The 21,450-nt window shown below is 61.4% G+C and carries 11 protein-coding genes and 1 tRNA gene; 8 read left to right on the forward strand and 4 right to left on the reverse strand.

Annotation, left to right across the window (positions count from 1 at the left end):
* Window positions 1-261 precede the first annotated feature (261 nt).
* The 6 genes from ISP18_RS08335 (at window position 262) to ISP18_RS08360 (ending at window position 14,487) form a co-directional block, all read left to right on the forward strand.
* Window positions 262-924: a response regulator gene (locus tag ISP18_RS08335; protein ID WP_380009356.1), complete on the forward strand. Its 663-nt coding sequence runs from the start codon at window positions 262-264 to the stop codon at window positions 922-924.
* Window positions 925-1,375: 451 nt separating this feature from the next.
* A complete protein-coding gene (locus tag ISP18_RS08340; protein WP_380009359.1) occupies window positions 1,376-2,362 on the forward strand; it encodes a helix-turn-helix domain-containing protein in 987 nt (328 codons plus the stop codon).
* Between the two features lie 647 nt (window positions 2,363-3,009).
* On the forward strand, window positions 3,010-12,135 hold the full coding sequence (locus ISP18_RS08345; RefSeq protein WP_380009362.1) for an ESPR-type extended signal peptide-containing protein: 9,126 nt from the start codon (window positions 3,010-3,012) through the stop codon (window positions 12,133-12,135).
* A gap of 14 nt (window positions 12,136-12,149) precedes the next feature.
* Complete coding sequence (locus ISP18_RS08350; protein WP_380009365.1) at window positions 12,150-13,037, forward strand: OmpA family protein; 888 nt, start codon at window positions 12,150-12,152, stop codon at window positions 13,035-13,037.
* Window positions 13,038-13,127: 90 nt separating this feature from the next.
* Entirely contained in the window at window positions 13,128-13,583 is a 456-nt protein-coding gene (locus ISP18_RS08355; RefSeq protein WP_380009368.1) for a DUF4019 domain-containing protein, read from the forward strand.
* A gap of 121 nt (window positions 13,584-13,704) precedes the next feature.
* Entirely contained in the window at window positions 13,705-14,487 is a 783-nt protein-coding gene (locus ISP18_RS08360) for a hypothetical protein (protein ID WP_380009371.1), read from the forward strand.
* A gap of 48 nt (window positions 14,488-14,535) precedes the next feature.
* Here the strand turns inward: ISP18_RS08360 and ISP18_RS08365 are convergent.
* Window positions 14,536-14,610 (reverse strand) — tRNA-Val (locus tag ISP18_RS08365).
* A gap of 131 nt (window positions 14,611-14,741) precedes the next feature.
* Between ISP18_RS08365 and ISP18_RS08370 the strand changes: the two genes are divergently transcribed.
* Complete coding sequence (locus ISP18_RS08370; protein WP_380009374.1) at window positions 14,742-15,071, forward strand: lipid-A-disaccharide synthase N-terminal domain-containing protein; 330 nt, start codon at window positions 14,742-14,744, stop codon at window positions 15,069-15,071.
* Between the two features lie 80 nt (window positions 15,072-15,151).
* On the opposite strand, the gene metH is transcribed toward ISP18_RS08370, so the two are convergent.
* The 3 genes from metH to ISP18_RS08385 form a co-directional block, all read right to left on the reverse strand.
* Entirely contained in the window at window positions 15,152-17,839 is a 2,688-nt protein-coding gene (gene metH / locus ISP18_RS08375; protein WP_380009377.1) for a methionine synthase, read from the reverse strand.
* A gap of 189 nt (window positions 17,840-18,028) precedes the next feature.
* Window positions 18,029-19,108, reverse strand: a complete 1,080-nt coding sequence (locus tag ISP18_RS08380) for a homocysteine S-methyltransferase family protein (RefSeq protein WP_380009380.1) — start codon at window positions 19,106-19,108, stop codon at window positions 18,029-18,031.
* Between the two features lie 11 nt (window positions 19,109-19,119).
* Entirely contained in the window at window positions 19,120-20,046 is a 927-nt protein-coding gene (locus ISP18_RS08385; RefSeq protein WP_380009383.1) for an ArsR/SmtB family transcription factor, read from the reverse strand.
* Between the two features lie 146 nt (window positions 20,047-20,192).
* Here ISP18_RS08385 and ISP18_RS08390 point away from each other — a divergent pair, with 146 nt between their 5' ends.
* Window positions 20,193-21,353, forward strand: a complete 1,161-nt coding sequence (locus ISP18_RS08390) for an acyl-CoA dehydrogenase family protein (protein WP_380009386.1) — start codon at window positions 20,193-20,195, stop codon at window positions 21,351-21,353.
* The last annotated feature ends 97 nt before the right edge of the window (window positions 21,354-21,450 follow it).

The raw sequence follows: 21,450 nt of genomic DNA on the forward strand, positions 1-21,450 counted from the left end.
TACAAAGCAATGTCCCAACATGACGCTGTTATGGCACTTTTTGATTGGCCCAATCGGATAAGTCGGACTAGACTACGGCCTCGTCACACGGCTGTGAAAAATTTCATAAGGATCATTGTCGAACATCGCAAATTCGACGGCTTGACTTGGCAAGAAATTTCGCTGAGGAAGCCACCATTCGATCTGTATTTTTGATGCAAAGTGTTTCGTGCCGTGATGTCCGCTACGAGGCCACGTGCGAAGCCAGTGGAGCAGGCGTGAGTGCGGATCGTTACAGCGGATGATCATGAAGTAGTGCGTATCGGCCTGCGCACTTTGTTGCAGCATGGCAGTGAAGGCTACGAGGTGGTGGGCGAAGCGGCGAACGGGAACGAGCTTCTCGGCGTGCTCGCACGTACCACTTGCGATGTGGTGATCGTCGACTTCCTGATGCAGGATGTCGGCGAGCCTCTGGATGGCGTGCTGCTGCTGCGCGAATTGCGTCGGCGTCACCCGAAACTGCGTATCGTGGTGCTGACGATGCTGCGCAATCCGGCCATCGTCAGAACCATGTACCAGGAAGGCGTGGACGCCGTGGTGGAAAAAGCCGGCATGGTCGATGAGTTGCTGGTTGCGCTGCGTACCGTGCGCGCCGGGCGCAGCTACGTGCCTCGGCATTTTCAGGAGCGGCTGGCCGATGGACACGACTTCGCCACCGACAAGCGGACCGATCGCGGCGATGCCAAGCCGATTCTCTCCGCGCGAGAGGCGGAAGTGGTGCGCATGTTCGTGCAAGGGCGCAGCCTTACCGAAATTGCCGCCCGCACGCATCGAAGTATCAAGACCATCAGTCGCCAGAAGCGCAGCGCCATGCTCAAGCTGGGCATCGACAACGACAGCCAGCTGTTCGAGTATGCGCGCCTGCATGGCTTGTATGGCGAATAGGTTCGCTTCTACACATTCTCTTGACGATGTTTGAGACAGTTCTGATTTTCATCAGCTGTTCATCTGAATAAGCTCGAGACAACCTTCAACGTTGCGCGTGTTCCACTTGACCGGCAAGCCGTTTTGCTCGCTTGCCTAATAGGTGTCATCGGATGACCGGCGCACACACATCGGCGAAGGCTGCAGCCCATCGGTACGACAGGGCAGTGTTCACTCGGGGGGTCTTCATGCTTATCCAAGTCCGTCGCGGCACGGTTACCGCTATCGCGCAGACGCCTGTCTGCCAGCTATCCGACAAACCTCCACGAAAGCTAATCACGCATCGCTGAAACGGCGAGCGGCATACCTTTTTAGTTTGTGCGCCCGCCGCGTGGCGGGCTCTGACGATGGGCATTGCAAGCGCCCATCGTGCGTTTTTCGGCGAGACATCATTCAATTGAAGGGGAAATCCATGGCGACGTCACCTGTCCAGGTGGAACGGAAATTCGCGCTGCCGGGTATCGATGTCATGCGCAGGGCGTTCGACGAATGCAAGATGGAGGCGATTTCGCTGAGCGAAGGCGAGCTGCGCGGAACGCTGGGCAGTTACCGGCACGGGGCCGCGATGCTGTGCAGCTTCGTGGTCGACTTTGCCATTCACTCGCGCTTCGTGTTGCCGCCGGGGTATTTCCTGTTTTGTTATTTCTATCAAGCAGCGCAGGGCAGTTGGTGCGCGGGCATGCCGCTGCATTCGGGCACGGTGCTGCTGGCGTTGCCCGGCAGTTCCTGCGAAATGATGCTCGCGCCGGAATCGAGCATCAGCCTGGCGCTGGCTCCCGTGCGCCCCAGCGTATTGAGCGCCGTCGAAAGAAACCCCGATTCCTTCGGCGACGCGGGGCAGCAGTTCTCGCTGTTTAGACCGGAGTGCCACACTGAAACACGGTTGGGCGCGCGTTATGCAGTGATGTTCGACAGCCTGATCGGTAAGCCCAGGCATGGCATGTCCGTGTTCGTGGAAAGCGGCATGGCAGACACGCTGGTGGACGACCGCGCCTTGAACGAACTGTTTGCTCAATCCGTTCCCGCCTTGACGCCCGCCAACGGCTACCGGCCACACTACCCGACGTTGCGCAAGGCGGTGCGTTTCATGCGCGCGAACCTGCATCGCGATATCTATATCGAAGAAATCGCTGCCGCCGTGCAGATCAGCGATCGCAGCTTGCGCCATGTTTTCGACGATCTGCTCGGCGTATCGCCCACCCGTTATCTGTCACTGCTTCGCTTGCACGAAGCCAGCCGCCGACTTTCCGTGCATGGCAACGCGAGCAGGCCATCCATCAAGGCGGTGGCCATGAGCTGCGGTTTGTGGGACCTGTCGCGCTTCGCCGCCAACTACCGGCGTGCGTTTGGTGAGCATCCCAGCGCAACGTTGATGCGTACCTGCAGTTTTGCTTCGTGATATTCGGACTCGCGGCCATTCGCCAAACATCCTTCAGAGCGTGATCTTCTATGGCCGTCATTCCCGCGAAAGCGGGAATCCATCTTGCCTCTGGATGGAAAAAAGTGGATTCCCGCTCTCGCGGGAATGATGGCAATACATAGGTTGAGCGCATGCGAATCCTGCCATGCATGATCGGGCGTCGACGTTGGGGGTTCGCATGCGCTCACCCCAGCCTACCGTCTCCCCCGTAACTCGCTTCACAAAGGAAGACAAAACAGCCTCCTTTGCCGAATTTGCATATCACTGACCGACTTTGCGCACATCTTCCTCCGAATTTGCGCATCGCTTTGCATTGTAGATCGATTCAATGCATGTGCAGGGTGAGCAACGCGTCAGTGGATTGCGTTGCGAAACGCGAATGCCAACTCACCACGACCATGCCGTCGCCGGCAAGGTCGTGCGTTGGATGCCGGCCCGATGTTTTCCCGCATGCCAGGACGGCATGTGTTGGCGAATCGACGCCGGCGGCAAGCAAACAGACTCCACCCCCCGAGACGCCTCAGGATCTTTTGCTTGCTGGGGATTGCTTGTTCGACGTGGCGCGTGGTTCGCGCAAAAGGATCGGGCTGCTTCAAGCGCCCATGGAAACGGTTTTCGGAGGTGCCATGAATAGGATCTACAGCAAAGTCTGGAACCATGCCTTGGGGCAGGTTGTCGTGGCTTCGGAGTTGGCAGGGTGCCGTCGCAGCAACGTGGTCGATCGGCGCGACGGATCTCAGCGTTTCTCTCCGAGCCGTCTCAGCGCAGGCGTTCTGACTGCACTGATAGCGCTGGGCTGGGCGGATTGGGCTAGTGCGCAATCGGTGAATTGCACCGCGGCGCCTTACAACGCCTACAACAGCACCGCTTCGTGCATGGGCTACGGGGCTACCGCCAGCGGCACCGGCGCGACGGCGCTGGGCTCTACTGCGAATGCCGCCGTATTGGGTGTGACCGCGGTGGGATATGCATCCTATGGAGCGGGACAGAACGCTGTAGCCGTTGGCTTTCAAGCCTATGCCAGCAGCATCAACGCCATTTATGTGGGCGCGCGCAGCGCTGCAGGTACGGGAGCGACGTCAGCGGGCGCCATCGGCATTGGTACCGACGTAACAGCTTCCGGTTCCAATGCCATCGGTATTGGCACTGACGTCACATCTACCGGTGACTATGGCACCGCCATCGGTTACGTAGCAAACGCGGGATCCGACGCCACTGCGCTAGGTTCGAGCGCCAACGCTGCCGGAGCAGGTGCAGTCGCGGTAGGGGCGACAGCCAATAGCGCAGGACAGAATGGTATAGCCGTCGGCTCTGGCTCTATTGCGTCCAATCTAAACGCCATTTATCTGGGCTCGCGCACCGCTGTAGGCGCCGGCTCGACCGGGCAATCGTCCATTGCCATTGGCACTGACGTCGTCTCTAACGCCGACTATGCGACCGCCATTGGTTTCGAAACCGTGGGGAGCGGCGCCGCAGGTGTATCGGTAGGTTACATAGCCAACAGCTCCGGGACGCATGCTATCGCTGTCGGCTTTCAATCCATCGCCAGCGGTCTCAACGCTGTGTATCTGGGTGCGCGTACCACCGCTGGCACGGGCGCGACCGCGGCGGGGGCGGTTGCCATTGGCACGGATGTGACTTCCTCTGGCCCCTCTTCGCTGGCAGCGGGGACGGTGGCCAGCGCCTCGGCGCAGAATGCGGTGGCGTTGGGGGCGGGAGCCCTCGCAAGCGGCGTGAGCGCGCTTGGCATAATGAACGGTTCCAACGCCAGCGGCGCAAACGCGATAGCGTTGGGTGGGGCCGATTCCGTCGCGGAAGGTGGTGCATCGACCCCCGCTGCGGTGTCAGGCGCCGCGGCGTCAGGCATTCGTGCAATTGCGATGGGGGCCGGCGCGAATGCAGGTGGCGCCTCGTCCATCGCCCTCGGTGATTCGGCTCAGACGGGAGCTAATACCGATGCCATTGCCATGGGCACGACCGCAACGGCGTCAGCCGGTAGCGCCATCGCATTGGGCAACGCGACCGTTGCGAGCAACGCCAATGCGACAGCTGTTGGTTACCGCGCAACGGCCAGCGGAACGTATGCCACCGCACTTGGCGCGTCCGCCACGGCGTCGGGCACCGGCGCGCTCGCCATCGGCGCCAACAGTCTGCCCTCCGCGTCTGCTAATGCGCTAGGCACTGTGTCGGTGGCCATCGGCGACCGTGCGTTTGCGTACAACACCCAAGATTTGGCGATTGGGCCTAACGCAGTGGCCGGTGTTTCGGGCTCTGCCACGATCACCAACGATACGGCGGTTGGATATAACGCACAGGCGACGGGCGGTAATGCGTTTGCCGGAGGCGGTGGCTCCACGGCCTTGGCAGCATCGAGCGTTGCGATCGGCAATTCGGCGTCCGTATTGGCCGCCGCCGGCGCCGGCTCGGTAGCGATGGGCAATGCATCGACGGTCCATTCCGGCACCGGCGCGGTGGCGATCGGTCAGCAACAATCCGCGTCTGGCAATGGTGCAGTGGCGATCGGTGATCCGAACACAGCCACCGGTAATGGCGCCGTGGCGGAAGGTGCGAACAACACCGCCAACGGCAATGGTGCCGTAGCCATTGGCAACACCAACAATGCGACTGGTCAGGGCGCAGTGGCGCTTGGCAATGGCTCCAACGCTACCGCGGCGAGCGCGCTCGCATTCGGCGATACCGCTACAGCCAGCCAAACCAATGCAATCGCTTTGGGCGCCGGCGCTACGGCCGCTGCGCAAGCGGGCGACGTGGCGCTGGGCGCAGGCTCCGCCACGGCAACGGTGGTGAACACCAGTGGCGTCACGCTTGGCGGTACGGCCTATACGTTTGCCGGCACCAATGCGACCAGCACGGTGAGCGTGGGATCGGGCACGGCGCCGCGCACGATTACCAATGTGGCGGCGGGCCGCATCAGCGGCAGCAGCACGGATGCGATCAATGGCTCGGAGTTGTATGCCACCAACCAGGCGCTGTCGTCGGCGATCGCCAGTGGATCGATTCATTACTTCAGCAATAATGATGGCGGCACGCAGCAGGCGAACTACAGCAACAATGGCGCGACAGCTAACGCGGCGCTGGCAGCGGGTATACAAGCTGCGGCTTCGGGAGTGGCCTCAGTAGCGGTGGGTTATCAATCCAACGCCAGTGCCGCCAGTGCGATCGCGCTTGGCAACAATGCATCGAGTGCCGGTGCCAATGATATCGCGATAGGACCCAGCTCGAACGCGAGCGGCACCTCTTCCATCGCAGTGGGCGCGGCAACCATCGCCAACGGCCTTGGGGCGACCGCATTGGGTATCAACGCCAACGCAGCTACGCAGTGGGCGACCGCGCTAGGTGTCAACTCGGTATCCAACGGCTTTAATTCGCTCGCCGTGGGCGCTGCTGCCATTGCCAATGGCGCGCAATCGACATCGATCGGCTGGGGCGCCAATACGCAGGGCAGCTATGACACGGCAGTGGGCCCCACCGCGCGTGCCACGGCCACGACAGGCGCCGTCGCCATGGGATATAAGGCCAATGCGCTAGCGAACAATGCGACTGCGATTGGCAACAGCTCGCAAGCATTAGCGGTTTCCACAGTGGCGATCGGGGATACCAACACCGTTGCTAGTACATCGGGTACCGGCTCGATCGCCGGCGGACACAACTCGCAAGTGCTTGGTGGCACCGGTGCGGTGGCACTTGGCGAAAGCCAGACCGCGAACGGCAATGGCGCAGTGGCTATCGGCGATCCGAACAGCGTCAGTGGCACTGGTGCGGTGGGCGTGGGTGCGAACAACACCGCGAACGGTCAAGGTGCTGTCGCGCTCGGCAACACCAACAATGCTACGGGACAGGGCGCAGTAGCGCTTGGCAATTTGTCCAACGCGACCGCGGCGAGCGCGCTTGCGTTTGGCGATACCGCTACCGCCAGTCAAACCAATGCAATCGCGCTGGGTGCAGGCGCCACGGCGAGTGCGCAGGCGGGCGATGTGGCGCTGGGTTCGGGCTCGGTCACTGCAACGGTGGTGAACACCACCAGCGCCACCGTGAATAGCGTGACGTATTCGGGCTTTGCGGGTACGAACGCGACGAGCACGGTGAGCGTGGGTTCCGGCACTGCGCCGCGCACGATCACCAATGTGGCTGCGGGCCGCATTGGTTCGGCGAGTACGGATGCGATCAACGGTTCGGAGTTGTACAGCGTTGCAAACACGCTGCAATCGAACATTACGGCAGGACAGACGCACGATTACAGCGTCAACAGCACGTCGACCGGCACGGATACGAACTACGGCAATGCCGGTGCGACCGGTAGCAATGCGTTGGCGGCGGGCGTGAGTGCCTCGGCCACGGCTGTGAATGCCACGGCTGTGGGTAATGCGTCCAAAGCGCTTGCGGCATCGACCGTGGCCTTGGGCGACAGCAATAGTGTGGTGGCGGGTTCGGGCACGGGCTCGTTCGCGGGCGGACACAATTCGAAAGTGCTGGCCGGTACTGGTGCGGTTGCGATTGGTGAAAGCCAGACCGCGAACGGCAATGGTGCGGTGGCGATCGGCGATCCGAACACCGTCAGTGGTACTGGCGCGGTGGGCGTCGGTGCGAACAACACCGCGAACGGCCAAGGTGCTGTCGCGCTCGGTAACACCAACAATGCTACGGGGCAGGGCGCGGTGGCGGTGGGCAATGCCTCCAGCGCGACCGCTGCGAGCGCACTGGCGTTCGGCGATACCGCTACAGCCAGTCAAGCCAACGCGATCGCGTTGGGCGCAGGTGCAGCGGCGAGTGCACAAACGGGTGATGTGGCGCTGGGTTCGGGCTCGGTCACTGCAACAGTGGTGAACACCACCAGCGCCACCGTGAATAGCGTGACGTATTCGGGCTTTGCTGGTACGAATGCGACGAGCACGCTGAGCGTGGGTTCCGGTACCTCGCCGCGCACGATCACCAATGTGGCGGCGGGCCGTATCGGTTCGGCGAGTACGGATGCGATCAACGGTTCGGAGCTGTACAGCGTTGCGAACACGCTGCAATCGAACATCACAGCGGGACAGACGCACGATTACAGCGTCAACAGTACGTCGACCGGCACGGATACGAACTATGGCAACGCCGGCGCCACCGGCAGCAATGCATTGGCGGCAGGCGTGAGTGCCTCGGCAACGGCTGCGAATGCCACGGCTGTGGGTAATGCTTCCAAAGCACTCGCGGCTTCGACCGTGGCTATGGGCGACGGCAGCACGGTGGCCGCGGGTGCGGGAACCGGCTCGGTCGCAGTGGGCAGCCAGTCACAAGTGCAGGGTGGCGCGGGTGCTGTGGCGATCGGCAACAGCGACATCGCCAATGGGCAGGGTGCCGTAGCGCTGGGCAATGCCAGCAACGCCACGGGGGCAAGTACGCTGGCGTTCGGCGATACAGCCACGGCCAGCAAGACCAACGCGATCGCGCTGGGTGCAGGCGCAACGGCGAGCGCACAAGCAGGCGACGTGGCGCTAGGCTCGGGTGCCACCACCTCGACCGTGGTGAATACCCCCAGCGCCACAGTGAATGGCCTGACGTATTCGGGCTTTGCCGGCACCAACGCGACGAGCACGGTAAGCGTGGGTTCCAATACATCGCCGCGCACACTCACCAACGTGGCGGCGGGGCGCGTCAGTTCGGCCAGCACGGATGCGATCAACGGTTCCGAGCTGTACAGCGTCGCTAATACGCTGTCCACGCAGATCACCGCAACGCAAACGCACGATTACAGCGTCAACAGCACCTCACCGGGTACCGATACCAATTACAACAACGGTGGTGCAACCGGCAGCAATGCGTTGGCAGCAGGCGTGAACGCCTCGGCCACGGGTGCGAATGCCACGGCCATGGGTAATGCCTCCAAAGCACTCGCGGCTTCGACCGTGGCGATGGGCGACAGCAATACGGTGGCTGCAGCCGCAGGAACGGGTGCGGTGGCGATGGGTTACCAGTCGCAAGTGCTGGGCGGCACGGGCGCGGTGGCCATCGGCAATCAGCAAACCGCCAACGGCAATGGTGCGGTGGCGATCGGTGATCCGAACAACGTCAATGGCAACGGCGCGGTAGGCGTGGGTGCGAACAACACGGCGAACGGTCAGGGCGCGGTCGCACTCGGCAACAGCAACAATGCGACGGGTCTGGGTGCGGTTGCACTGGGCAATGCCTCTACCGCCACGGCAGCGAGTGCGTTGGCGTTTGGCAACACTGCTACGGCCGGCAAGACCAATGCGATCGCACTGGGTGCCGGCGCAACCGCGAATACGCAAGCGGGCGACGTGGCGCTGGGCTCGGGCTCCATCACGTCGACTGTGGTGCCGACCAGCGGCACCACCATCGGTGGCACCAACTACACGTTCCAAGGCACGAATCCCACCAGCACAGTTAGCGTGGGCGCGGCGGGCAGCGAGCGCACCATCACCAACGTGGCGGCGGGTCGCATCAGTGGCACCAGCACGGATGCCATCAACGGTTCGGAACTGTACGCGACCAATCAGCAGGTGACGGCCAACACGACGGCCATCAGCAATCTCACGAATGGCTCCGCCGGCCCGTTCGTATCGAACAACTCGGTGACGGCTACGCAACCGGTGTCGTCAGGTTCGAATGCATCGGCGGGCGGTTTTGGCGCCACGGCCAGCGGCGCTAATTCGACGGTGGTCGGCAATCAATCCACCGATAACGGCGTGGCCAATTCCACTGTACTCGGGCAAGGCGCGAGCATCGCCAGCGGCATGACCGGTTCCAACGTCGCGCTTGGCCAAGGCTCCACGGTAACCACCGCCGCCGTGCCCACGGCCAGTGGCAGCATCGATGGCACCACGTATAGCTACGCCGGCACCAATCCGGGCGGCGTGGTGAGCGTGGGCACTGCGGCCGCGCCGCGCCAGGTCACCAACGTGGCGGCTGGGCAGGTAAGTGCAGCGAGCACCGATGCGGTGAATGGCAGCCAGCTCTACGCCACCAACAGCGCGATCAATACGGTGGGTGGCCAGGTAACCAACCTGGGCAACAGCGTGGCCTCTAGCCTGGGCGGCGGCAGCACGTACAACAGCACCACCGGTGCGGTGACCACCAACCTGAGCTACGGCGGCAACACGTACGGCTCGGTCCAGAACGTGTTGAACCAGATCAACAATTCGGTCAACAGCGGCGGTGGCATCAAGTATTTCCACGCCAATTCCACGCTGGCCGATTCCAATCCGATCGGCACGAACAGCGTGGCGATCGGCCCGGTGTCGACGGCCGGCACGACGAATGCGGTATCGATCGGCAATGGCGCAACGGCGAGCTCGAACACGGGCGATGTGGCACTAGGCTCGGGCTCCGTCACGTCGACCGTGGTGCCGACCACCGGCGACACGATCGCCGGTACGAATTACACCTTCGCCGGCACCACACCTACCAGCACGGTGAGCGTTGGCAGCGCCGGCAACGAACGCACCGTTACTAATGTGGCAGCCGGGCAGGTCAGCGCCACCAGCACGGATGCGATCAATGGTTCGGAGCTGTATAGGACGAACCAGGCGATCGACAGTTTGAGCACTACGGTGACGACCGGCCTGACGCATTACTACAGCGTCAATGATGGCGGTACGCAGCAGGCGAACTACGCCAACAACGGCGCCACCGGCACGAACTCGATGGCGGCGGGCGTAGGTGCATCGGCCACGGTGACCAATGCCACCGCGCTGGGCACCAACACGCAGGCGATCATCACCGACAGCGTGGCGCTGGGTTCGCAATCGGTTTCCGACCGTTCGCTCACACCGGCCAGCGGCACCATCGGCGGCACGATCATTCAGTACAACACCACCGATCGCACCTTGCTTGGTGCGGTGTCGGTGGGCAGTTCCACCACGTATCGCCAGATCACCAATGTCGCGGATGGTACGGCCTCGAACGATGCCGTTACAGTGCGGCAGTTGACCGGTGCGTTGAGTACGTTGTCCACCTCCGCCACCAAGTACTTCCATGCGAACTCCACAGAGACCGATTCGTTGCCTGGAGGCGTTAATTCGATCGCAGTGGGTCCTAATACCATCGTGAACGGTGATAACGGCATCGGTATGGGCAACGGTGCGTTGGTGCAGCAGAACGCACCTGGTGGTGTGGCGATCGGTGATAACGCGGTTTCGAATCTGCAGGATTCGATCGCATTGGGCTCCGCCGCTACGGCGAGCGGCATCGACGCCATATCGATCGGTACGAAGAGCACCACCGTTAATCCGACCGACGTGGCGCTGGGTTCCGGTGCAAGTGCCAGTGGACAAGCGGGCGATGTGGCATTGGGTGCAAACTCAGTGACGACGACGGTGGTGGCAACACCCAGCACGACCATCAACGGCGTGACCTACAACTTCGCCGGCACCAATCCCACCAGCACCGTAAGTGTGGGCAGCGTCGGCAACGAGCGCACCATCACCAACGTGGCGGCCGGCCGCATCAGCCAGAGCAGCACGGATGCGGTGAACGGTTCGGAGCTATATGCCACCAACCAGGCGATCAGCAACATCACCACGGGCGGCACCGGCATCAAGTATTTCCACGCCAATTCGACGCTGGCCGATTCCAGCCCGACCGGCACGAACAGCGTGGCGATTGGTCCGGTATCCACGGCGAGCACCACGAATGCGGTGTCGATTGGCAACGGCGCCACGGCCAGTGCGAACGCGGGTGACGTGGCGCTTGGCGCCGGCTCCACCACTTCGGCAGTAAAAGGCACGAGCAGCGTTACGGTAGGCGGGAACACGTATACGGTAGCGGGCTCGACGCCGACGAGCACGGTGAGCGTGGGCAGCGCGGGCAAGGAACGCACCATCACCAACGTGGCGGCCGGGCAGGTGAGCGCCACCAGCACCGATGCCATCAACGGTTCGGAGCTGTATGCGACCAATCAGCAGGTGAATGCGAATACCACGGCGATCAACAATCTCGACAACACCGTTAGCAATATCACCAGCGGCGGTTCCACCAAGTATTACTCGGTGGATTCCACCGGCAACGCATCCTCGGCGACAGGTACCAATGCGGTAGCGGAAGGGCCTTCGTCGACGGCTTCCGGCAACAACAGCACGGCTATCGGCAATGGCTCCACGTCGAGCGGCAACAACTCGGTAGCGCTGGGTGCCGGCTCCACTGACGATGGCCGCTCGAACGTGGTGTCGGTGGGTTCGTCCACGGATCAGCGGCAGATCACCAACGTAGCAGCGGGTACGGCCACTACCGATGCGGTGAACGTCGGCCAGTTGCAGGCTTCGCAAGCCGGTTCCGTGCAGTACGACAAGAACAGCGACGGCAGCGTCAACTACAGCAGCGTCACCGTAGGTCAAAGCGGTACGCCGGCGCAGATCCACAACGTGGCTGCCGGCACTGCGACCACCGATGCGGCCAACGTTGGCCAGGTGAATGCAGGTATCCAAACCGCGGAAAACTGGGCGAAGAATTACACCGACCAGCGTCTGCAGAACCTGAATCAGAACGTCAACGCAGTGGCCAACCGCGCGAACGCAGGTGTTGCTTCGGCGATGGCGATGGCGGGTTTGCCCCAGGCGTATCAGCCGAACCAGAGTGGTGCGGCCGTGGCAATGGGTTCGTTCCATGGCGAAGCCGGCATCGCGGTGGGTGTATCCACCGTGTCAGAAAGCGGACGCTGGGTCTACAAGCTCAACCTCACTGACGACACGCGCGGCGATGCGGGCGTGGCGGTCGGTGCGGCGGTGATGTGGTGAAGGGAGGCAAGGTCATGACGATGAAACGTTCTGAAGCCGCTGTTGCGCAGTCGGCAACGATTCCGGAAACGAAGACGCTGGACCAGCTGATCGTGTCGCTGGCCGTACTGCTGTTAGCGTGCCTGTTGTTGTTGACGGGATGCGCCACCGTCAGCCACGGCGTCGCCAAGGATGGTTCGCACGCAGAACAGCTGGTGTGGCCAGCGCCGGACAGCGTGACGCCGATGCACAAGGGCGGCACGTTCCCGACGATTCCAAATCTGAAGGCGCTGCACGAAGGCATGAACAAGCAGCAGATTTCGGAACTGATCGGTTACCCGCATTTCGAGGAAGGCGTGTGGGGCGTGCGCGAGTGGAACTACGTGTTCAACTTTCGCGATGCGCAGAGCGAACAGGTCACGGTGTGTCAGTTCAAGATCCTGTTCGACGAGAGCAAGTTGGCGCGCAGCTTCTATTGGAAGCCCGAGGCGTGCTCGCGCTACATGAATCCGCCGGCACCCGCGACGGTGGTCGAAACGAAGGCGCCGGTGGAAGAAACCACGCTGTCGGCGGATGCGTTGTTCGCGTTCGATCGTTGGTCGGCGGCGGATATCACCGATGGTGGTCGTGCGCAGCTCGATCAACTTGCGGGCAAACTCGTCGATGAAAAGGATCGCATCACGCATATCGAGGTGCTGGGTTATACCGATCGCCTGGGTGGCGATGCGTACAACCAGCCGCTATCGCAGCGGCGTGCGGATACGGTGATGCAGTATCTGGCCGAACACGGCGTGCCGGCGAGCATGATGCATGCGGAAGGGCGTGGAAAGTCGGAGCCGGTGGTGCAGTGTTCCGAGCGTGCGCGCCGCGATTTGATTGCATGCCTTGCGCCGAACCGGCGCGTGGTGGTGCAGGTGAAGTAATCTCATGGCTGTCATTCCCCCTTTTGCGGAAATGACAGCCATGGGGTTTATGGCTTGAAACACGTTCCAGCAAATCGAAGGTCAATGGTTATGTTTCTCAAACGTCTCGCGATCATCGCTCTGGCTGCCGCAACTTCCGCGGCATTCGCCCAATCCCCCACGACCCAGCAGCCGACGCCCGAAGCGTATGCACAGAGGAACCAGCAGATCGAACAAGCCGCCGTGCAGGTGGCCGAACTGGTGGACAAGAACCAGACCGCCCAGGTGTGGGACGGCGCTTCCCCCGTCGCCAAGCAAATCGTGAATCGCGATGCTTTTGTCAAAGCGATTGGAACGGATCGCGAGAAAGTAGGCTCCGTGGTGACACGCAGCGTAGCTTCGCTCTCTTTCAGCCAGTCCGACGGCAAGCGGATTCCGGTGGGATTGTTCGCCAACGTGGCGTTCGCCACCCACTTCAAGAACGAAAAGGAACCTGTGCGCGAACTGGTGTCGTTCCATCTGGATGACGACCATGTGTGGCGCCTGGCGGGGTATACGTTGCGTTGACTTGGTTGAAGGGAAGCTCAGGCTTGCCTTATCGTCATTCCGGTCTTCGCCGGAATGACGGCTTAGCGAATATCCAAGATTTTGCGGGGAAACCATGCTCGACGTTTCGGCACTAGGATCCATGAACGTGCTGTGGGCCACACCATGCTACGTGTCGGCCGTTTCCATGAATTACGTCACCAGCATGTTCCAGCTGACGCACGAATGCATGCGGCTGGGTTTGCGCTCCGCTCTGCATATGCGCGCCGAAAGCCTGGTGACGCGAGGAAGGAACGAGATCGTAAAGTTCTTCCTCACGCATGAGGAATACACGCATCTGTTCTGGATCGACGCGGATCTTGCGTTCGAGCCTTCGGCGGCGATCCGCTTGTTGCTTTCCGATTACGACGTGGCCGCCGGCGTTTATCCGATCAAGCGGTTCAACTGGCCGCAGCAAGGCGTGCCCGCGGGTACTACGCAAGAGGCTTTCGAAGCGCTGTATACGGACTATCCGTTCAACGCAGTCGGTCACGGCGCCGAGCGGCTGGATAAGTTCGTCACGCCCGATGGCTTCGTTGAGGTATCAGAAGCGCCAACCGGTTTCATGGTGATCAAGCGTCAGGTGTTTCCCAGGCTGATGCAGCACTATCCGGAACTCAACTACGTGCCGGACGGCCCGCTCGGCAATCCGGAGCAGCCTTATTACTGGCTGTTCTTCGATTGCATGGTGGACCCGGATACCCGCCGTTACCTTTCCGAGGATTACGCCTTCTGCCGCCGCTGGCGGGATATTGGTGGCAAGGTTTATGCCGACATGCACTCCAACCTTGGGCACCTTGGCCAGCACGTGTTCCGGGGCGATCTGGCGGAGAGCCTGCGTCTGCGGAATGGCCTGACGATTGCTCTGCTTGAAAAGGCGCCATGAGGACGTAAAAAAAGCCACCTGGGAGGGTGGCTTTTCTTTCGGAATAAGTGGTGGGCGGTACAAGGATCGAACTTGTGACACCTGCCGTGTGAAGGCAGTGCTCTACCGCTGAGCTAACCGCCCGCCGGGAACGCGAAACTATACGGATCGGGGGGCGGAACGTCAACCTCCGGCAGGGGGCCGCGTTGCTTTTCATGGGCTGCAGCCGCGGGACGGCTAAAATGGCCCGTTCCCCCTCGCCAAGCGGCCGACCCATGCACTTCGATCTTTCCCACATCCTGCAATCTCTGCAGCACTTTCACGTGACGCCGTGGAAGGTCGTTGGCTACCTGGGCACGTTGATGTTCACTGGTCGCTGGTTCGTGCAGCTTTACTACACACGCAAGTACAAGCGTGTGGTGATGCCACTGTCGTTCTGGTGGATGTCGGTGACGGGCAGCGCGCTGCTGCTGGCGTACTTCGTGTTCGGCAAGAACGATTCGGTGGGCATCCTTTCCAATTTCTTCCCGGTGTTCGTGTCGGTATACAACCTAGTGACGCATTTGCGGCAGCACGGAGGGGATGAGGTGGGTGGGAAGGTATGACCGCGAACCACATGGCGCGTAGGCTGGGATGCCAATCCCAGCATCAGGAAAAAGCTGGGATTGGCATCCCAGCCTACTAACTACTCCGGGTCGTAATCGAGATTGGGAGCGAGCCAGCGTTCGGCTTGCTCGCGCGTCCAGCCTTTGCGCTTGGCGTAATCCTCCACCTGCTCGCGGGTGATGCGACCTACAACGAAGTACTGGCTGCCGGGGTGCGAGAAATACCAGCCGGAAACGGCCGCTGTGGGATACATCGCGAAACCCTCTGTTAACTGGATGCCGGCGTTGCGTGTGGCATCGAGCAGTTCGAACAGTGCAGTTTTTTCGGTGTGATCCGGGCAGGCGGGGTAGCCGGGAGCGGGGCGGATACCTCGGTATTGCTCGTTAATCAGCGCATCGTTGTCCAGCGTTTCGTCGGGCTGATAGCCCCAGAATTCGCGCCGCACACGTTCGTGCATGCGTTCGGCGAAGGCTTCGGCGAGTCGGTCGGCAAGGGCTTTGAGCAGGATGGCAGAGTAATCGTCATGCCCCGCCTCGAAGCGCGCCACGTGTTCGTCGATGCCGATGCCTGCGGTGACGGCGAAGCCACCGATCCAGTCCGGTTTGCCCGCTTCTTTCGGTGCGATGAAATCGGCGAGGCAGAAGTCGGGGCGCTCGACGGGTTTTTCGGCTTGTTGACGCAAATGATGAAGGCGCACAACGCCAGCGCCATCGCGGGTGATCTCGACATCATCGCCCACGCCACACGCGGGCCAGAAACCGATCACCGCACGTGCCGTCAGCCAGCGCTCGGCGATGATCTTGTCCAGCATCGCCTGCGCATCGGCGAGCAACTCGCGCGCCTGTTTGCCGACGATCTCATCATCAAGGATGGCGGGATAGCGGCCGGCCAGTTCCCACGCCTGGAAGAAGGGTGTCCAGTCGATATAGGTACGTAGCTCGGCCAAGTCGTAATTGTCGAACACGGTGACGCCGGGTTGGTTCGGTTGCGGCGGCGTGTAGTTGGCCCAGTCGCAGGTAAAGCGTTGTTTGCGCGCGTGTTCCAGCGGTACCAGCGTTTTGGCCGAGCCGCGCTGTTTATGGCGTTCGCGGATATCCGCGTATTCAGCACGGATCTTCGCCATGAAGTTGTCGATCAATTCCTTGCTGACCAGTGATTGCGCTACGCCGACCGCGCGCGAGGCATCTTTCACCCACACCGTGGGTGATTTGTAATGCGGCTCGATCTTCAGCGCCGTATGCGCGCGCGACGTGGTGGCGCCGCCGATCAATAGCGGAATGTGGAAATCCTGCCGCTGCATCTCGCGCGCGACCTGGCTCATTTCTTCCAGCGACGGCGTGATAAGGCCGGACAGGCCGATCAAGTCGGCATTGTGTTCACGCGCGGTGTCCAGAATCTTTTGCGCGGGCACCATCACCCCGAGATCGATCACCTCGAAATTGTTGCAGCGGAGTACCACGCCTACGATGTTCTTGCCGATGTCGTGCACGTCGCCTTTCACCGTGGCCATCACGATGGTGCCGTTGTTCTTGCCGACGTCGCCGGTGCGCAGTTTTTCTTCTTCGATATAAGGCAGCAGATAAGCCACCGCTTTCTTCATCACGCGTGCGGATTTCACCACTTGCGGCAGGAACATTTTGCCGGCGCCGAACAAGTCGCCGACGATGTTCATGCCGTCCATCAGCGGGCCTTCGATCACATCGAGCGGACGCGTGGACAGCTGGCGTGCTTGCTCGGTATCGTCGTCGACGAATTGATCGATGCCATGCACCAGCGCGTGTGCGAGGCGTTCTTGCACGGGTTTCTCGCGCCAGGCCAGATTTTCGACAACGGCTTCGCCTTTCTTCGCCTTGTAGCGATCGGCGATTTCCAGCAGACGCTCAGTCGAGTCGGGACGGCGATTGAGTACCACGTCTTCCACGCGTTCGCGCAGTTCTTCTGGCACATCGTCGTAGATCATCAACGCACCCGCGTTGACGATACCCATGTCCATGCCGGCCTTGATGGCGTGATACAGGAACACCGAGTGGATCGCCTCGCGCACGGTGTTGTTGCCGCGGAACGAGAACGAGACGTTGGAGACACCGCCGGAAATGTGGCTGAGCGGAAAACGCTTTTTCAGTTCACGCGTGGCTTCGATGAAATCCACCGCGTAATTGTTGTGTTCCTCGATGCCGGTGCCGATGGCGAAAATGTTAGGGTCGAAGATGATGTCTTCCGGCGGGAAGTCCAGCTCCTCCGTGAGCAGCTTGTAGGCACGCGAGCAGATTTCCACTTTGCGTTCGCAGGTATCCGCCTGACCTTGTTCGTCGAACGCCATCACCACCACGGCGGCGCCGTATTCGAGCACCTTGCGCGCGTGTTCGAGGAAGGCCTCTTCGCCTTCTTTCATGGAGATGGAGTTGACCACACCCTTGCCCTGCAGGCAGCGCAGGCCGGCTTCGATCACGGTCCACTTGGAGGAGTCGACCATCACTGGTACGCGCGCGATATCGGGTTCGGCAGCGATAAGATTGATGAAGCGTGTCATCGCCGCTTCTGAATCGATCAGTCCTTCGTCCATGTTTACGTCGATGATCTGCGCGCCGTTCGCCACTTGTTGGCGCGCGACCTCGACGGCTTCTTCGTAGCGATCTTCCTTGATCAGTTTCTTGAACTGTGCCGAGCCGGTGACGTTGGTGCGCTCGCCGATGTTGACGAACAGCAGGTCTGGTGTGATGACCAGAGGTTCGAGGCCAGAGAGGCGGGTGTGGCGGATAGAACTCATGGGCTTGTGTGTCTTGCCTTAGTGAGCCCCTCTCCCTTCGGGAGAGGGTGCCGAGAGGCGGGTGAGGGTTCGTGCGGAGTGCAATGGTGACGTTCGACCTGAAGCTTCAATACTGCGCTTCGGTCGCACCCTCACCCCAATCCCTCTCTCGGAGGGAGAGGGGCTTGAGTTCGCAGTGTTTAGTGGTGTTCATGCAGCCTCTTCGATTTCAACCGAAAGCTTCCGCGGCGCATACTTGCTCACCGCCTCCGCAATCGCTTTGATATGCGCCGGCGTTGTTCCGCAACAACCGCCAACCAGATTCAACAAGCCATCACGCGCAAATCCGTCAATCACCGACGCCATCTGCACCGGCGTTTCGTCGTACTCGCCGAACGCATTGGGCAGGCCCGCATTCGGATGCGTGCTCACGTAGCTATCGGCGATGTTGGCAAGCGTCTGGATGTGCGGTCGCAGATCTGCCGCGCCAAGCGCGCAGTTCAAGCCGACGGAAAGCGGACGAATGTGCTTGACCGAGTAATAGAACGCTTCGGCCGTCTGGCCCGATAACGTGCGGCCGGAACGGTCGGTGATGGTGCCGGAAATCATCACCGGCACGCGGCTGCCGCGCGCGCGGAACAGTTCGCTCAGCGCGAATAGTGCAGCCTTGGCGTTGAGCGTGTCGAAGATGGTTTCCACCATGATGAGGTCGGCGTCGCCATCGAGCAGGCCGCTGGCCGCTTCGGTGTAATTGTCGACCAGTTCTTCGAAGGTGACGTTGCGGAAACCTGGATCGTTGACATCCGGCGACAGCGAGGCCGTGCGGCTGGTGGGGCCGAGGATGCCGATCGCGAAACGCGGCTTGGCCGGATTTTTCGCGGTGTACGTATCACAGGCGGCGCGTGCGAGCTTGGCACCTTCGCGATTCAACTCGTAGGCGAGATGTTCCAGGTGGTAGTCGGCCTGGCTGATGCGCGTGGAGTTGAAGGTGTTGGTTTCGACCAGGTCGGCACCGGCTTCCAGATACGCTTCGTGCACGCCACGGATGATGTCCGGTTTGGTGAGCGTGAGCAGGTCGTTGTTGCCTTTTAGATCGCAACTGCCGGGATGATCATGCGCATGCTGGCTGTCATGGCCTTGCGCGAAGCGGTCACCGCGAAAACCGGTTTCATCCAGCTGATGACCTTGCAGCATGGTGCCCATGCCGCCGTCGAGAATCAGTATGCGTTCGTGCAGGGCGGCTTCGAGTGCAGCGACGCGTTCCGGGTGACGCCAGGGTAGGGTGCTCATGTGGGTTCTCCTTACAGCTTACGCGCCAACAGACTGATCACTTCAAAATGCGGCGCCTTGCGCTCACGGCTCAGGCGATTGCAGCTCATCACCTCAAGCTTGGCTTGAGTGACGAGCTTGGTGAGATCGTTCGGATTGAAGCCGAGGTTGCGGTGATCGAACGGTTCCACCACCGCGGGGTGATCGTGTTTGCCTAACGTCACGGCCAGCAATTTCCCGCCAGGCCGCAACACGCGCGCCGCTTCGGCGACGGCTTTGGCCGGATGCTCGGAATAGGTAAGCGCGTGCAGCATCAGCACCAGATCGAAATGATTGGCTTCGAACGTCAATGCATGCATGTCGCCGCGACGCACTTCCACGTTGCTGAACGATGCGAGTCGCTTGGCGGCGGCTTCAGCCACGCGCTCGCTGGCATCCACGCACACGATCGAGCGCGCGTGCGGTGCAAGCAGCTCGGCGGTAACGCCATCGCCGGATGCGATATCCAGCACGTTACCGGTTTCCACCAGTTGCAACAGCGAGCGCGTGAGTGTTTCCCAGGTGCGGCCGGGCGAGTAGTGGCGCTCCATATCGCCGGCCACGGTATCGGCCCAGCCTTGTTCGCGCGCGCGCTGCGCCAAAACGCCGGGTAGGCGCGCTGCGTCTTCACGCAGCAGCGCGTCGTCAATGCTTTCGCGCAGCGAGCGGATCAAGGCGTGTTGGCGTTCATCGCCCTCGCTATTGGCGCGGTAATAGGCCGAAACGCCGGCACGGCGATCGCGCACGAGCTCGGCTTCTTTCAATTTAGCCAGATGGGTGGATACACGCGGTTGCGCCAGATGCAGCACTGAAGCCAGCTCGGCCACAGTCAGCTCCTCCCGCTCGAGCAAGGCCAGCAGCCGCACGCGAGTGGGATCGGCCAACAGGCGCAACACGCTGGAGGCGGTCGCCAGATCCATCGTGCATCCTTATATCGCGATAGAGAGATGGGTAGGGTAGGCGTGGTTGCCTGGGGCGTCAAGGGTTTGCTGCGGCTGCACAAGGGCCGCGCGGCCCATGCCGCTAAAATGGCCGGCTTCCCCATACTGTTTTACCCGGAGCCCCCATGGATTTCCGTTTCACCGAAGACCAGTTGTCCATCCAGTCCATCGCTCGCGATTTCGCGCAAAAGCGCATCGTGCCGGTAGCGGCCGAACTCGATGCCAAGGGTGAGTTCCCGCTGGACAACATCCGCGAGATGGGACAGTTGGGCTTGATGGGTATCGAAGTGCCGCACGAATACGGCGGCGCGGGGATGGACCCGGTTGCGTATGTGCTGGCGATGATCGAGATTGCGGCGGCAGATGCGGCTACCTCCACCATCATGTCGGTGAACAATTCGCTGTTCTGCAACGGCATCCTCAAGCACGGTACGGAAGCGCAGAAGCAGAAGTACGTGCGCGCGATCGCGCAAGGCGAGGCGATCGGTGCTTATGCGCTGACGGAACCGCAATCGGGTTCGGATGCTTCGGCCATGCACACGCGCGCATCGAAGAATGCCGACGGCGATTGGGTAATCAACGGCAAGAAGAGCTGGATCACTTCCGGCCCGGTGGCGCGATACATCGTGCTGTTCGCGATCACCACGCCGGGCATCGGTGCCAAGGGCGTGTCCGCGTTCGTCATCGACACGCAGCGCCATGGTTTCCATGCTGGCAAGACCGAACCCAAGCTCGGCATCCGCGCATCGGCCACCTGCGAGATCGAATTCAACGAATACGTGTGCCCGAAGGAAGATCTGCTGGGCGAGGAAGGCAAGGGCTTTTCGATTGCGATGGGCGTGCTCGACGCGGGCCGCATCGGTATCGCTTCGCAGGCGGTGGGCATCGCGCGCGCCGCGTATGAAGCCACGCTGCAGTGGTCGCGCGATCGCAAGGCGTTCGGCCATCCCATCGGCACGTTCCAGATGACGCAGGCGAAGATCGCCGACATGAAGTGCAAGCTCGACGCGGCCACGCTGCTTACGCTGCGCGCGGCCTGGACGAAGGGCCAGACGGAGAAGAACGGCGGACGTTTCGGCACCGAAGCTTCCATCGCCAAGCTCGTCGCTTCCGAAGCGGCGATGTGGATCACGCATCAGGCGGTGCAGATTCACGGCGGCATGGGCTATTCGAAAGAGATGCCGCTGGAACGCTATTTCCGCGATGCGAAGATTACCGAGATCTATGAAGGTACCAGCGAGATCCAGCGACTGGTGATTGCGCGTGCGGAAACGGGTTTGCGCTAAATAAGTGCGGGCTCTAATAAGGCGCGGCATGGCTATGCCGCGCTTTCCTTTATAGTGTGCGCTGCGTGATAGCGAGGAGTACGTTGCTATCGACACG

It is taken from the genome of Dyella humi (assembly GCF_044904605.1).
In the GTDB taxonomy this organism is placed as follows: Bacteria; Pseudomonadota; Gammaproteobacteria; order Xanthomonadales; family Rhodanobacteraceae; genus Dyella_B; species Dyella_B humi.